The sequence below is a fragment of the Tatumella terrea genome, from assembly GCF_039523755.1.
Classification (GTDB): Bacteria; Pseudomonadota; Gammaproteobacteria; order Enterobacterales; family Enterobacteriaceae; genus Tatumella; species Tatumella terrea.
In genome coordinates this window covers 141797-155824 of sequence record NZ_BAAAFX010000014.1, presented here as the reverse complement: position 1 = coordinate 155824, position 14028 = coordinate 141797, and the positions used below count along the sequence as shown (strand labels likewise).

The 14028-nt window shown below is 52.8% G+C and carries 14 protein-coding genes; 6 read left to right on the top strand and 8 right to left on the bottom strand.

The window, feature by feature from the left end; translation table 11 throughout:
• Window positions 1-13: 13 nt before the first annotated feature.
• From ppx to purM, 4 genes are all read right to left on the bottom strand, one after another.
• On the bottom strand, window positions 14-1540 hold the full coding sequence (gene ppx / locus ABD035_RS11195) for an exopolyphosphatase (protein WP_343870201.1): 1527 nt from the start codon (window positions 1538-1540) through the stop codon (window positions 14-16).
• Between the two features lie 5 nt (window positions 1541-1545).
• Window positions 1546-3606: a polyphosphate kinase 1 gene (gene ppk1, locus ABD035_RS11190; protein WP_212713295.1), complete on the bottom strand. Its 2061-nt coding sequence runs from the start codon at window positions 3604-3606 to the stop codon at window positions 1546-1548.
• 162 nt (window positions 3607-3768) lie between these two features.
• Entirely contained in the window at window positions 3769-4419 is a 651-nt protein-coding gene (purN, locus tag ABD035_RS11185) for a phosphoribosylglycinamide formyltransferase (protein ID WP_343870199.1), read from the bottom strand.
• The gene (gene purM / locus ABD035_RS11180; protein WP_343870197.1) at window positions 4419-5459 is read right to left on the bottom strand and encodes a phosphoribosylformylglycinamidine cyclo-ligase; all 1041 of its coding nucleotides are present in this window, start codon (window positions 5457-5459) and stop codon (window positions 4419-4421) included. The genes purN and purM overlap by 1 nt, the downstream gene beginning before the upstream one ends.
• A 241-nt stretch (window positions 5460-5700) precedes the next feature.
• Between purM and upp the strand changes: the two genes are divergently transcribed.
• The 4 genes from upp (at window position 5701) to hda (ending at window position 8618) form a co-directional block, all read left to right on the top strand.
• Complete coding sequence (gene upp / locus ABD035_RS11175) at window positions 5701-6327, top strand: uracil phosphoribosyltransferase (RefSeq protein WP_212713298.1); 627 nt, start codon at window positions 5701-5703, stop codon at window positions 6325-6327.
• A 76-nt stretch (window positions 6328-6403) separates the two neighbouring features.
• Window positions 6404-6544 carry a hypothetical protein gene (locus tag ABD035_RS11170; protein WP_343870195.1) on the top strand — a complete coding sequence of 47 codons (141 nt, stop codon included), beginning with the start codon at window positions 6404-6406 and terminating at the stop codon, window positions 6542-6544.
• On the top strand, window positions 6541-7812 hold the full coding sequence (gene uraA, locus ABD035_RS11165) for a uracil permease (RefSeq protein ID WP_212713450.1): 1272 nt from the start codon (window positions 6541-6543) through the stop codon (window positions 7810-7812). The genes ABD035_RS11170 and uraA overlap by 4 nt, the downstream gene beginning before the upstream one ends.
• Window positions 7813-7916: 104 nt before the next feature.
• Window positions 7917-8618, top strand: coding sequence for a DnaA inactivator Hda (gene hda / locus ABD035_RS11160; protein WP_212713451.1), 702 nt, complete (start codon window positions 7917-7919; stop codon window positions 8616-8618).
• Here hda and arsC read toward each other — a convergent pair.
• The 4 genes from arsC to ABD035_RS11140 all read right to left on the bottom strand — a co-directional run bounded on the left by arsC (window position 8615) and on the right by ABD035_RS11140 (window position 11868).
• Window positions 8615-8971 carry an arsenate reductase (glutaredoxin) gene (arsC, locus tag ABD035_RS11155; protein WP_343870191.1) on the bottom strand — a complete coding sequence of 119 codons (357 nt, stop codon included), beginning with the start codon at window positions 8969-8971 and terminating at the stop codon, window positions 8615-8617. The two genes, hda and arsC, sit on opposite strands and share 4 nt — an antisense overlap.
• A 6-nt stretch (window positions 8972-8977) precedes the next feature.
• Window positions 8978-10456, bottom strand: coding sequence for a beta-barrel assembly-enhancing protease (bepA, locus tag ABD035_RS11150; protein WP_343870188.1), 1479 nt, complete (start codon window positions 10454-10456; stop codon window positions 8978-8980).
• 220 nt (window positions 10457-10676) lie between these two features.
• Complete coding sequence (gene bcp / locus ABD035_RS11145) at window positions 10677-11141, bottom strand: thioredoxin-dependent thiol peroxidase (RefSeq protein ID WP_343870186.1); 465 nt, start codon at window positions 11139-11141, stop codon at window positions 10677-10679.
• Window positions 11142-11289: 148 nt separating this feature from the next.
• A complete protein-coding gene (locus tag ABD035_RS11140; protein ID WP_212713301.1) occupies window positions 11290-11868 on the bottom strand; it encodes a glycine cleavage system transcriptional repressor in 579 nt (192 codons plus the stop codon).
• A 143-nt stretch (window positions 11869-12011) separates the two neighbouring features.
• Here ABD035_RS11140 and dapA point away from each other — a divergent pair, with 143 nt between their 5' ends.
• Together dapA and bamC are read left to right on the top strand one after the other, a co-directional pair.
• Window positions 12012-12890 (top strand): 4-hydroxy-tetrahydrodipicolinate synthase, encoded by an 879-nt coding sequence (gene dapA / locus ABD035_RS11135; protein ID WP_343870184.1) that lies wholly within the window; start codon window positions 12012-12014, stop codon window positions 12888-12890.
• 14 nt (window positions 12891-12904) lie between these two features.
• Complete coding sequence (bamC, locus tag ABD035_RS11130; RefSeq protein WP_212713303.1) at window positions 12905-13933, top strand: outer membrane protein assembly factor BamC; 1029 nt, start codon at window positions 12905-12907, stop codon at window positions 13931-13933.
• Window positions 13934-14028: the final 95 nt, after the last annotated feature.

Genomic DNA, 14028 nt, shown 5'->3' with positions numbered 1-14028 from the left:
GGGATTCCTTCGTTTATTCTTCTTCAGCCAGCTTCAGTTGCCAGCCGGTAACCTCTTTCCAGTAGCTCTGTTCCCGCTCCAGGTCCAGCTGAACCAGGGTATTCTGGTCGAAAAAGCCTTTCGGAAAGGTCAGCGTCCAGTGACCATCATCGGTTGTCAAATCCAGCGATTCAGGACGGGTTGTCGCCTGTCTCTGGTTACTGAGCAGGGCCGCCAGCCGCAGGATGAAAATAAGCGGTAAATACTGCTTTTTCTTGAAGGAGAGAAAGCGGGGAAACTCATCCGGCTTAATCCCTTTGCGGTGATAACGGACCAGCGTTGCCAGTAATAACTGCTGGGACTGGCTGAAGCCCGGCATATTGGAGTTTTGCAGAATATAAGATGAATGGCGCTGCATACCGCTGTGGTTAATGGATAACCCGACTTCATGCAGCATAGCGGCCCACTGCAGTAACGCGGTCAGCTGCGGGTTAGCAAGCTTAGGGTTTTGCTCCGCCCACTGAAGATGTAAATGTTGTACGGTGGCCAGCACACGGGCGGCTTGTTCATTATCAATGGCGTAATGATTCGCCAGGCTCTGTGCCGTTCGGGTACGGATATCCTGATGGCGGAACCGGCCTTCCATTTCATAGAGCACACCTTCACGCAGCGCACCGTCAGAAAACAACAGTTCCCGAATGCCGAGAGAATCAAAGACCCCACGCAGAATGGCAAGCCCGGGAACAAAGACGGCTTTTCGCTCTTCAGAAAGTCCGGGCAGACTCAGGGCATCAAAAGACTTAAACCGGATCACTTCATCGTAAAGACGGTCCAGCCCTTCCGGAGTGAGCGTTTTCTCTTTTTCTCCCAGCGCGGTGAGCACTTCACAAGCCGCTTTGATGGTACCGGACGCCCCCAGGGCATATTTCCAGCCATGCAGCCGGAATTGCCATGACAGGGTTTCCAGCTTCTGTACCGCAGCCAGACGGGCCCGCCGGAAATTATCGGCAGAGATGACGCCTCCCGGGAAGTAGATATTAGAGAAACTGACGCACCCCATACGACGGCTTTCCACCAGTTGCGGTTCGAAGTCCTCGCCGATGACCAGCTCCGTAGAACCGCCACCGATATCGATCACCAGTTTGCGGCCTTTTTCCGGTTGGGTGTGTTCAACCCCCATGAAAATCAACCGGGCTTCTTCGTTACCGGCAATGATTTCAATCGGGTAGGGGATCACTTCTGCGGCGCGCCGTAAAAACTCTTCCGCATTGGTGACCACCCGCAGGGTATGTGTCCCGACAATGGAAACATTGGCAGGGTCGAACCCCTGCAGCCGCTCGGCAAATAAAGCCAGGCAGGACAGGCCGCGGTCAATTCCTTCTTCACTCAGGCGATTATCGCTATCGATAGCATCGGCCAGATGGACCCGTTGTTTCAGACGACTGAGCACCTGTAAGGCACCATCGACCACCCGGGCGATCACCATATGAAAGCTGTTAGAGCCGAGGTCAATCGCCGCGAATTCCTGAGGCTTTGCGATTTTTTTATCTGTTTTTGGCATAAATATTATTCAGGTTGTTCCAGATTTTTGATGTAGTCGTAAATGGCCAGTTGTCCGCGGACTTTACGGCGGTTACCTCTGGGCACATATTGATTACTCAGCTCTTTATCGATGATCCTTGCCTTCACGGTATCACTGAACAGAATACCGATAATATCAAGAATGCGTTGTTTAATTTGCGGGTCAAGAATAATAACGGCCACCTCGATACGGTAATCGATATTACGCGTCATCCAGTCAGCCGACGAGAGATAGACTTTTTTATCGCCGTCGTTCTCAAAAATATACACCCGATCATGCTCAAGATAGCGATCCACGATACTGATCACCCGGATATTGGTACTGATACCGGGTAAATCCGGGATCAGCGAACACATTCCGCGCACCAGCAAATTCACTTTAACCCCGGCCCCGGAGGCGGCGTACAGGCGGTCTACCAGACCTTTGTCCACCAGGTTATTGATCTTCAGGGTGATGCCTGCCGGCTTACCTGCCTGTGCGTTGGCGATTTCCTGGTCGACCAGTTTATACAGCATACGCCGTGAGTTTTGCGGCGATACCATCAGGTAATCGAAAGAGACCGGGCGGTAAGGGTTTTCTATAAAGTTGAATACCCGCCTGACTTCATTCGTGATCCGGGCATCTGAGGTTAACAGCGAGTAATCCGTATATAGGCGTGCTGTCTTTTCGTTAAAGTTACCGGTACCGATATGCGCATAACGGACAACTTCTTCGCCCTCACGGCGGGAAATCAGGAACAGTTTGGCGTGAATTTTTAAGCCCGGCGCAGAAAAAATGACATGCACCCCGGCCTCTGTCAGGCGTTTTGCCCAATGAATATTGGCGGCTTCATCAAAACGCGCCTGTAGTTCGACCACAACCGTCACTTTTTTACCGTTGTGCGCCGCATGGATCATGGCCTCCATGATCCGTGAATTTTTGGCGACACGATAAATATTAATTTTGATTGAGAGTACGGCCGGGTCAAAAGAGGCCTGACGCAGGAACTCCAGCACGTGCTCAAACGTGTGATAGGGGTAATACAACAGAATGTCCCGTGCGCGCACCGCATCAAAACCATTACGGAACCCGTTAAACCCCTGATGACGAATCGGCGGCAATGGCTTGTTTTCCAGATTGCGCTGGCCGACATTCGGGAACTGGATAAAATCTTTGAAATTGTGATAACGACCGCCCGCCAGAATAGAGTCCTGGTTCGAGACAGAGAGTTTTTCACACAGCAGCTCCACCATTTCAGCCGGCATATCACGCTGATAGACAAAACGTACCGGCTCGGCCGTCAGACGCTGTTTCAGGCTGGATGACATCAGCTCAAGCAGGCTGGATTCCATTTCGGTCACCAGATCATACTCCGCATCACGCGTCATCTTCATGGAATAGGCATTCAGTTCGTCGTAGTCAAAGAAGCCTTTAAAGATTTCGTTCAGGCAGTAACGAAGAATATTATCCAGCAGGATCATGGGTTTTCGTCTGCGCGGCGGTTCGGCCGGCAGATTGATGAAGCGCGGCACTTTATCTGACGGGATCTCCAGCAGTGCATAGCGTTTACGGCTGCCACGGATCAGTTCCACCGCCAGATAGGTATAGTCATCTTTCAGAAACTGAGTGAGATCGGTATCGCTGTTGATCAGGATAGGGGTGACATGCGGGCGCAGATGCTGGCGGAAATAATTCCGTAGCCAGATTTGCTGATTCGGTGAAAGCTGCCGTTCATTGATCAGGAAAATCTGGTTGCGGGCCATTTCCAGCAGTAATTCATTATACAGATGGTCAAATTCCTGATCGGCTTTGACAACCCGTTGCTGTATTTTTTTCAGCAAATGACGCGGCACGGTGACGGAACCTTGTTCCTCACCAATCAGAATACGGCGTTTCAGATCAGCAAAGCGGACTTTATAAAATTCATCCAGATTGCTGGAATAAATCCCCAGAAAGCGCATACGTTCAATTAACGGATTCAGTTTATCCGCCGCTTCCTGCAGCACCCTCTCGTTAAAAGATAACCAGCTTAGTTCTTTCTCTATGTACAGTTTTTCCTGACCCATTACCACTCCGTATCACTCTGACAGAACTCCGGTCCCAGTGTCTCGTAACATTATGGCGAGAATATGGCAGAAATGTCCAATACTGGTCAGTTTCCTTCGGGGCGGTCAGCGGTTTGCCGGCAGATGAAAAGAATAACGCTGCCGGAAGGCAGCGCAGAGAGATTAACGAACAGCGTGTTCCGGAGAGTAGCCGCCGGGCGGGAGAGGGATATTATCCAGCCAGGCCTGATGATTACGCAGCGCCAGCCGCCCCTCAAGGAACCAGCGGATAGCCTGCGGATAAAGCGAGTGTTCTTCGGCTTTGACTCTGGCCTGTAACTGTTGCTCTGTTTCACCAGGGAAAACCGGGATCCTCGATTGCAGGATAACCGGTCCGCCATCCAGTTCCTCGGTGACGAAATGCACGGAAGACCCATGTTCACGGTCCCCGTTTTCCAGCACCTGGCGATGAGTATGTAACCCGGGATACGCCGGCAGGAGAGAAGGATGGATATTAAGCATCCGTCCGGTATAACGGGCAACGAATTCCGGACTTAAAATACGCATATATCCGGCCAGGACGACCAGATCCGGATGAAAGTTGTCAATTGCCGCCATCAGCTGACGGTCAAATTGCTGACGATCAGAAAACGCGGCCGGGTCGAGTGACAGGGCAGGGATACCGGCCTCACGGGCATAGTCAAGGCCCCCTGCGCTGGCTTTGTTACTGACGACTGCGGTAATTTCAGCCGCCAGTTGACCTGACCTGCAGGCATGCAGAATCGCCTGCAGGTTACTGCCGGTGCCTGAAATCAGGATAACCAGCTTTTTCATCACTTGATAATGACCTGCTCTGCAGAAGGTTCCGCGGCTGAAATTACCCCGATCTTCCACGCTTTTTCTCCGGCATCCTGCAATAATTGCAGCGCCTTATCGGCGTTCTCCGGGCTCAGCGCAATGACCATACCGACACCACAGTTAAAGGTGCGATACATTTCATGGCGGCTGACATTCCCTGCCTGCTGTAACCAGTTAAATACGGCCGGCCACTGCCAGCTGGACTCATCGATGACCGCACAGGTGTTTTCCGGCAGGACACGCGGGATATTTTCCCAGAAGCCGCCACCGGTCAGGTGGGCTATCGCATGCACATCCACCTGCTCAATCAGGCTAAGGATATTTTTGACGTAAATACGGGTCGGTTCCAGCAGGTGATCGGCCAGAGATTTGCCTTCCAGTTGTTTCACGGTCGGGTCGGTCTGGCTCACTTCCAGAATTTTACGGACCAGAGAATATCCGTTTGAGTGCGGGCCGCTTGAGCCCAGGGCCAGTAACACATCCCCTTCACTGACTTTACTGCCATCAATGATTTCTGATTTTTCCACCACCCCGACACAGAAACCCGCGACATCGTAGTCTTCACCGTGGTACATGCCTGGCATTTCAGCCGTTTCACCGCCGACGAGTGCACATCCGGACTGCGAACAACCTTCGGCGATCCCGGTGATCACGGCGGCAGCGGTATCGACATCCAGTTTGCCGGTCGCGTAGTAATCCAGGAAAAATAAGGGCTCAGCACCCTGTACCACCAGATCGTTGACACACATGGCCACCAGGTCAACACCAATGTGATCATGGCGTTTCAGGTCCATCGCCAGGCGCAATTTTGTTCCCACACCGTCGGTACCTGAAACCAGCACCGGTTCGCGGTATTTTTGTGGTAAGGCACAAAGTGCACCAAAGCCTCCGAGGCCTCCCATCACTTCCGGGCGGCGGGTTTTTTTCACAACCCCTTTAATACGGTCAACCAGAGCATTACCGGCATCAATATCAACACCGGCATCTTTATAACTGAGAGTGGTTTTGTCGGTCACTGCAGATTCCCCACGCGAATTGCGGTTGGTGGTTTAAATAGAGCGTGGGTATTCTAGCAGTGCAGGCAAACGTTTGCGAGTCTGTTGTTCACCTCTCTTCACTGAGCATACCCCCGGTGTCTGATTCTGTTTTTCCGGAAAGTCTGCGCCTCAGATTTGCGTTAAGTCAGTATCGGCCATCCGTAAAAAGCGCTATAATCCGACGATTTTTTTTAGCTCAACACTTTCCGGGAGAAGAATAATGAAGATCGTGGAAGTCAGACACCCCCTGGTCAGACATAAACTAGGCCTGATGCGTGAACACGATGTCAGTACTAAGCGCTTTCGTGAATTAGCCTCTGAAGTCGCAAGCTTGCTGACGTATGAAGCGACGGCTGATCTGGAAACAGAAACCGTGACGATTGAAGGCTGGAATGGTCCGGTAGAAATTGATCAGATCAAGGGTAAAAAAATTACCGTGGTTCCGATCCTGCGGGCAGGGCTGGGCATGATGGACGGTGTGCTGGAACATGTTCCGAGCGCCAGGATCAGTGTGGTCGGGGTTTATCGCGATGAAAAAACCCTGGAGCCGGTGCCTTACTTCCAGAAGCTGGTCTCCAATATAGAAGAACGTATGGCGCTGGTGGTCGATCCGATGCTGGCAACCGGGGGATCGATGATTGCCACCATTGACCTGCTGAAACAGTCTGGCTGTGAATCCATCAAAGTTCTGGTGCTGGTCGCGGCCCCGGAAGGGATAGCAGCACTGGAAAAAGCGCATCCGGATGTCGAGCTGTATACCGCGTCGGTCGATCAGGGATTGAATGAGCACGGATACATTATTCCGGGGCTCGGTGATGCGGGCGATAAAATTTTCGGGACTAAGTAAGCCCGGAATGCGGGGCAGGGGCAGGGGCAGGAGACTGTTTTCCTCCGCCGGAAGCCGCGGATGCAGGCAGGGCCTGATGACCGCGGCTTTTCTGGCCCGCAGTGACCGCACTTTTTTTTCGCCGGAAGAGACCGGCACTATTCTGTTTGTTCTGACCGACGTGATGTCGGTTTTTTTATGTCCGGTAAAAATAAAAATGAAGGGGATGAAGGAATGACACGGCGTACGATAGAAGTGAATGAAAGACCACCTTTGCTGCAAACTATCCCGTTAAGCCTGCAGCATCTGTTTGCAATGTTCGGGGCGACGGTTCTGGTACCGATACTGTTTCACGTTAATCCGGCGACCATTCTGCTTTTCAATGGCCTGGGCACTTTACTGTATCTGTTTATCTGTAAAGGCAAAATTCCGGCGTATCTCGGGTCCAGTTTTGCGTTTATTTCCCCCGTATTACTGTTGTTACCTCAGGGATATGACCTGGCGTTGGGCGGCTTTATTCTGTGCGGGGTCCTGTTTTGTCTGGTGGCATTCATTGTCAAAAAAGCCGGCACCGGCTGGCTGAATGTGATGTTTCCTCCGGCAGCCATGGGGGCCATTATCGCCATCATCGGTTTAGAGCTGGCCAGTGTTGCGGCCGGGATGGCCGGGTTATTACCGGCGAACGGTGCGCTGATGGATAATAAAACGGTACTGGTCTCACTGGTCACCCTCGGTGTCACGGTGTTCGGATCCATTCTGTTCCGGGGCTTCCTGGCGATAATCCCGATCCTGATTGGCGTCGTCGCCGGTTATGTGCTGGCTTCCTGCCTGGGGATGGTCAACTGGTCGGTGGTCGAACAAGCCCCCTGGCTGGCATTACCGACATTCTACAGGCCGCGCTTCGAATGGGCGGCAATGCTGACGGTTCTGCCGGCGGCACTGGTGGTGATTGCCGAACATGTCGGTCATCTGGTGGTGACGGCAAATATTGTAAAACGTGATCTGATAAAGGATCCGGGCCTGCACCGTTCCATGTTCGCCAACGGCCTGTCAACGATCATCTCCGGCTTTTTCGGTTCCACACCCAATACCACTTACGGCGAGAATATCGGTGTGATGGCGATTACCCGGGTCTACAGTACCTGGGTGATTGGCGGGGCTGCGATTATTGCTATCTGCCTGTCCTGTGTCGGTAAACTCGCGGCATTGATTCAGGCGATTCCGGTCCCGGTGATGGGCGGTGTGTCGCTGCTACTGTACGGCGTTATTGCGGCCTCCGGTATCCGTGTACTGATCGATGCTAAAGTGGATTACAGCAACGCAAAAAATCTGATGCTGACCGCTATCATCCTGATCATCGGGGTCAGCGGTGCGAAAATTCAGGTGGGTGCCGTTGAACTGAAAGGGATGGCGCTGGCAACGATTGTCGGGGTGATCCTGAGTGTGATTTTCCATCTGATCGGTGTGCTGCGCCCGGAAAAGGATGACGCTGCCGGCAGGGGATGATCCGCGGATCCCTCATCGGACAGCCTGGCGGGTTGTCCGATTCATCTCCGCGGGAAAGTTGTGATAGACTGAGCGCGTTTTTTGCCATTTATGCTGAGGTGCACCTGAACACGCCGGCGCAATTGTCATTGCCACTTTACCTGCCTGACGATGAAACCTTTGCCAGTTTCTGGCCCGGGGCCAATTCGTCGCTACTCGCTGCGCTCAAAGGAGCGTTAACACAGCAACATGGCGGCTATCTCTATTTCTGGTCACGTGAGGGCGGGGGAAGGAGCCATTTACTGCATGCCGCCTGTGCCGAGATATCCTCACGGGATGAAGCGGTAGGCTATGTGCCGCTTGATAAACGGACCTGGTTTGTTCCGGAAGTTCTGGAAGGGATGGAACATCTGGCGCTGGTGTGCATCGATAATATCGAATGTATTGCCGGGGATGAAGACTGGGAGATGGCTATCTTCGATCTCTATAACCGGATCCTGGAAACCGGTAAAACCCGCTTACTGATCACCGGCGATCGACCGCCAAGACAGCTGAACCTGAAACTCGCTGACCTGGCATCCCGTCTTGACTGGGGGCAGATCTACCGTTTGCAGCCTCTGTCCGACGATGAAAAATTACAGGCCATGCAGTTACGGGCAGGGTTGAGAGGGTTCGAGTTGCCGGAAGATGTCGGTCGTTTTCTGCTTAAGCGGCTCGACAGAGAGATGCGTACCTTGTTTGAAACGCTGGACAGGCTGGATCATGCCTCGATCACCGCCCAGCGTAAACTGACGATCCCTTTCGTGAAAGAAACCCTCAGTCTTTAGCAATCGAGGATTTCAATAACCTGCTCAGGAGGCCGGCCCAGCCGGGCCCGGTCACCGTTTACCACTAACGGCCGTTCTATCAGTTTCGGATGGCTGGCCATCGCCGCCAGTAATTCATCCTCCGTCAATGTGTTATCGGCCAGCTCCAGTGTTTTATAGATTTCCTCATTACGCCGCATCAGCTGGCGAGGATCACTGAATCCCGCGGCCACCAGCAGCTGTTTCAGCGTCGCCGGGGATGGCGGGGATTCAAGGTAAAGAATAATTTCCGGATCGATCCCGTGTTGCCTCAGCAGGCTGAGGGTTTCTCTGCTTTTGGAACAGCGGGGATTGTGATAAATCTGGATAGTCATAGGACATTAACCTTTCTGATACTGGCGGAAACGTTGCTGTAACTGACGCAACTGATCGATACGGGCATCATAACGCGCCTGTTTCAGGCTGCCAACGGGGACCTGTGCACTGGCACTGGTCAGAGCACGGATCGCCTGTTCCAGTTGTCCGTTCAGTGCCAGCCCCTGAGCCTGAGCAAATAACACCTCGTCACTGTCGCCCAATGCAGCATTTGCCTGCGTGAGGAGATCCCAGCCGTTAGGGTCATCCGGATAACTCCAGGTATAGCGATTCAGCAGGGTGCGGGCCTCGCCGGGCTGGCCGGCTTCCAGACGGGCATTCGCCAGATTCAGCTGAATCACTGGGTTTTTCTGCAACGGGCTGCTCACCGACGTCAGTAACTTCACCGCCGCCGCTGGCTGTTTCAGACCGATGTCGATGTCGCTCATGATATCCAGAAACCACAGATTATCCGGATGCTGTTGTAACAGCGGTTGAATGATATTTTCGGCATCACGGAATTTCTTGGCCTGCAGGAATAATACCGCTTTACCGTACCGGGCGGCCAGTTGCTGACGCTGATTACCTTTCGCATACTGGTCGAGAATATCGTCCAGCAGCCCGTTAGGTTGCCCCTCCGTCGTGCCATACATTCCCATAATTCGCACCCTGGCGAAGAAGAAATCCTGAGACGAATGCACCACGACGGCGGGCATCTGATTGGCACGATTCCGTGCATCGGCCAGCCGGCTGTCCGGCAGCGGGTGAGTCAGCAGGATCTCCGGGGGTTTTGAATCATACCGGGATAAATCGGCCAGTTTTTGCATAAAATCCGGCATCGCCTGCGGGTCAAAGCCGGCACGATCCAGTACCTGAATACCGATACGATCGGCTTCTTTTTCGTTTTGCTGAGTAAAGCTGATGATCCCCTGCTGTGTACCGGCCAGGGTACCGGTCAGTGCCGCCATCCCGACCTGCGGATTGGCCATGGCCAGCAGAATGGAGCCCAGGGCGCCGACCCAGGTGAGAGGCGCACTACGTTTCTGTTCTTCCATTGCCCGGGCGAGGTGACGCTGGGTTACGTGCGAAATCTCATGGGCCATAACCGAGGCCAGTTCGCTTTCGTTATCGGTATAGCGAAACAGGGCAGAATGCAGCACCACATTACCGCCGAAGAAGGCAAACGCATTCAGCTCATCATTCTGAATCAGGTAAAAGTGAAAGGGGGTTTTGACCGAATAAGCATGGGCCACCAGGCGCTGGCCCAGGGTGTTGATGTAACTGTCCAGCAGCGGGTCATTGATCAGCGGTGCACTTTGGCGTAATTCACGCACGTAAAAGTCACCCATCTGCAGCTCTTCACTAATCGACAGTGTGGAGCCGGCGGTAGTCCCGATATCCGGCAGGGTATCCGCCACATCGGCGGCAGAGACAGCCGTGATCCCCCCTCCGGCAGACGTCAGTAATATCAGCGTTGCCAGCGTGTTTTTTAACGAGAACGTCATTCTCCGTCCCTGTTCGTCAGCAGTGGAACAATGACCCTGATACTGAGGCAGGTTCGCCGGTTTCGCAACGGCTCATATCTGAATCTGCGTGGATGGCGAACGGTGTCAGAGGGGGTCGTTATACGCTGAAGTATAACAGAGTGACGGCAGAGGCGTGAGCGCCGTCCTGAGAGGGTGTGATACCGGCGGATAACCCCGACAGCGGTATCACACCGGGGGATCAGGACTGCAGGTAACTCAGGATAATGTCGTGATGATTGGAGGTTTTAAAATCATCAAAGACTTTTTCCACCGTACCGTCAGCCGCAATCAGAAAACTGGTCCGATGAATACCGTCATAGGTTTTACCCATAAATTTCTTCTCACCCCAAATTCCGAACTGCTCACAGACCTGGTGGTCTTCGTCGGACAACAGGGTGAAGTTCAGTAACTCTTTCTCTGCAAAACGGGACAGCTTCTCCGGTTTATCGGTGCTGATCCCCAGCACCTGTACTCCGGCGCTATTCAGGGCTGCCATATTATCCCGTAAGCCACAGGCCTGTACCGTACATCCCGGGGTCATCGCTTTAGGGTAAAAGTATATAAGTACCCGCTCACCCTGGAAGTCGGTCAAATTAACCTGTTCCCCATCCTGATCAGGCAAGCTGAACAAAGGTGCTTTATCACCGGCTTTCAGTGGATTCATCACAACTCTCCGAACTTATCTCTGGGCTCTATCCGCCCGTGGGTATTAAGATATCTGCTAACCTTACCTTCGGAAAAAACTGGCTGTGGCACAAGTGCGTAAAATGCGCAATTTTTCCCTGAGAAGGGTAACTTCCGGGCAGGTGCCTTCACCGGCCGGGAAATGTTTCTGACGCGTCACTGTCGAGTATGCTAAACAGCCGTATACTGCCCTGCGCGTGCAGTTCTGTACAGAGCTGATGAAACGCCTGTTCAAAAATATGACGTTCATTCTGACCGGTGCTGTGTGCGGTCATCTGAATATACAGGGTCGGGGACTGCCCTGCGCTGACCGGGTGAGTACGCGAGACCAGTTCGGCAATATTCATCCGGTGTTTATCCATCAGGTCGGTAAAGCGTTCGATGATACTGGGCGAGTCGGCCACTTCGACTTCAATCCGAACGGTTTCCGGCCTTGGCGGATGAGCCTCAACTTCTGTCCTTTTCATCACGATCAGCAGTTCGAGTTCTGCCCCTTTCATCGGCAGCGTGGACTCGATCCGGCCGATAGCGTCCCAGCACCCGGACAACAGCATAATAAAGGTGAACTCGTCCCCTAACAGAGCCAGTCGGCTGTCATCGATATTGCAACCGCAGCGGCTGACATGGCGGGTGATGGTGTTCACTATCCCCGGCCGGTCAGCACCCAACGCGGTAATGACCAAATGGTGTTGTTGTGATGGCGACAAAGTAGGCTTTCCTGTTCTTTTACTAATAACCCTAAGGTAAACATAAAAAAAACTGCTGACAAGCACATGAAGCGTCTGGCTTGCTTGCTTTTCACCTGAGGTAAACCGTACCATGAACTAATTGTTGGTTGAGGGGATCGCTAATGTTTACCGGAAGTATTGTTGCGCTAATCACGCCGATGGACGATAACGGCCATCTTTGTCGGGAAAGTCTGAAAAAACTCATTGATTATCATGTTGATAGCGGAACGTCTGCCATCGTGTCCGTCGGTACGACGGGAGAGTCGGCGACACTCAGCCATGAAGAGCATGTGGACGTCGTAAAAGCCACGGTCGAACTGGCAGACGGACGTATTCCTGTCATTGCCGGCACCGGCACCAACGCGACTGCCGAAGGTATTGCACTGACCCGTCATTTTGAAAACAGCGGAGTGGTGGGGTGCCTGACCGTCGTCCCTTATTACAACCGTCCGACGCAGGAAGGGATGTACCAGCATTTCAAAGCGATCGCCGAAAGCACCGATTTACCACAAATGCTGTATAATGTGCCGTCCCGTACCGGGTGCGACATGTTACCCGATACCGTTGCCCGCTTAGCCGAAATTAAAAATATTATCGGAATTAAAGAGGCGACAGGGAACTTATCACGTGTGAGTCAGATCCAAGAGCTGGTTGATGAGAAGTTTATTCTGCTGAGCGGCGATGACGCCAGTGCATTAGACTTTATGCAACTGGGTGGCTCGGGTGTCATTTCTGTCACAGCGAATATTGCTGCCCGTGAAATGGCAGAAGTATGTACGCTTGCTCAGCAAGGAAATTTTGCTGAAGCCCGGCACCTGAATCAACGTCTGATGGCTTTACATCACACGTTATTTTGTGAACCCAATCCTATCCCCGTTAAGTGGGCAGCCAGGCAGCTGGGATTGATCGCGAAAGACACTTTACGCTTGCCGATGACGCCGTTAACTGCAAAAGCAGAACCTGTCATCGCCGGGGCAATGCGTGAAGCCGGTCTGCGATAATTTAGGGAGTTTCGATGGCTTATTCAGTTAAGAGTTCGGCAGTCGCCAAAGTTGCCGGTTTGTCAGTGGTGTTATTACTGACCGCCTGTTCTCATGATCAGCATTACAAACGGGAAATCAATGGCAACCAGGATTACCTGAAAGCGGCAGGACTGCAGGATCTCAATACCCCTTCAGGTATGATTTTACCGCTGCAGAATAGCCAGTATCAGGTACCGGCGGGCACCATGAAAGGGGCTACCGGCAAGCAGCTGGATATTCGTCCGCCAGCCCAACCGCTGGCACTGCTGAATGGCAGCCGGACACAGCTTTCCGGTAACAGCGCATTGCTTATCATTGAAAATCCGCAATCGGATATCTGGGACCAGGTCGTGGGTATTCTGCAGGCACAGAAATACGGCATTGCACAACGTGATGACGCGACTCAGCAATTAACCACGGAATGGATCAACTGGAATCGTCCGGATGAAGACCATCAGTACCGTGGCCGCTACCAGATAGCGGTACAGAAGCAAAGCTACCAGACGGTGATCACCGTTCGTTCGCTGGATCTGCAGCAAAAGGGCGGGACTGTCACTAGTGCCGAAGAAATTCAGCGTTATAACACCCAACTGCTGAATACACTGACGACCGGACTGAATGCTGTCGCGACGGCGCGTGCCAATGCCGCCGGTAATGTGACCGGCAGCATTGATGTGCAAAGCGGTGCGGATGATACCGGGTTGCCGGATCTGATTATTCGTGCGCCGTTCAATACGGCCTGGGAACGCTTACCTGCAGCATTGTTACGTGTGGGTATGAAAGTGTCCGATAAAGACCGTTCTGAAGGTAGCCTGAAAGTGAGTTACAGCGCACCGGGTAGCAGTACCTGGGATGCTCTGGGGGCGAAAGACCCGGGCCTGGTGAACGGGGATTACAAATTGCAGTTAGGCGATTTGGATAACCGGAGTAGCCTGCAGTTCATCGACCCGAAAGGGCATGTGCTGACCCAGTCGCAGAATGATGCGCTGGTTCCGGTGTTACAGGCCGCGTTAAACAAATAAGTCCGGAAGGCCGGAGCTTCTCCGGCCTTTTTATTTTTGTTTTGGCATAGTAGTATTCCGCAAGGTAAACGATTGCGTGGCGTGAAGATTCCGAT

Excerpts from the sequence above, each read along its gene's own strand:
- ppx (WP_343870201.1), bottom strand. The coding sequence starts at position 1,540 with ATGCCAAAAACAGATAAAAAAATCGCAAAGCCTCAGGAATTCGCGGCG.
- ppk1 (WP_212713295.1), bottom strand. The coding sequence starts at position 3,606 with ATGGGTCAGGAAAAACTGTACATAGAGAAAGAACTAAGCTGGTTATCT.
- purN (WP_343870199.1), bottom strand. The coding sequence starts at position 4,419 with ATGAAAAAGCTGGTTATCCTGATTTCAGGCACCGGCAGTAACCTGCAG.
- upp (WP_212713298.1), top strand. The coding sequence starts at position 5,701 with ATGAAGATCGTGGAAGTCAGACACCCCCTGGTCAGACATAAACTAGGC.
- ABD035_RS11170 (WP_343870195.1), top strand. The coding sequence starts at position 6,404 with ATGACCGCGGCTTTTCTGGCCCGCAGTGACCGCACTTTTTTTTCGCCG.
- uraA (WP_212713450.1), top strand. The coding sequence starts at position 6,541 with ATGACACGGCGTACGATAGAAGTGAATGAAAGACCACCTTTGCTGCAA.
- arsC (WP_343870191.1), bottom strand. The coding sequence starts at position 8,971 with ATGACTATCCAGATTTATCACAATCCCCGCTGTTCCAAAAGCAGAGAA.
- bepA (WP_343870188.1), bottom strand. The coding sequence starts at position 10,456 with ATGACGTTCTCGTTAAAAAACACGCTGGCAACGCTGATATTACTGACG.
- bcp (WP_343870186.1), bottom strand. The coding sequence starts at position 11,141 with ATGAATCCACTGAAAGCCGGTGATAAAGCACCTTTGTTCAGCTTGCCT.
- dapA (WP_343870184.1), top strand. The coding sequence starts at position 12,012 with ATGTTTACCGGAAGTATTGTTGCGCTAATCACGCCGATGGACGATAAC.
- bamC (WP_212713303.1), top strand. The coding sequence starts at position 12,905 with ATGGCTTATTCAGTTAAGAGTTCGGCAGTCGCCAAAGTTGCCGGTTTG.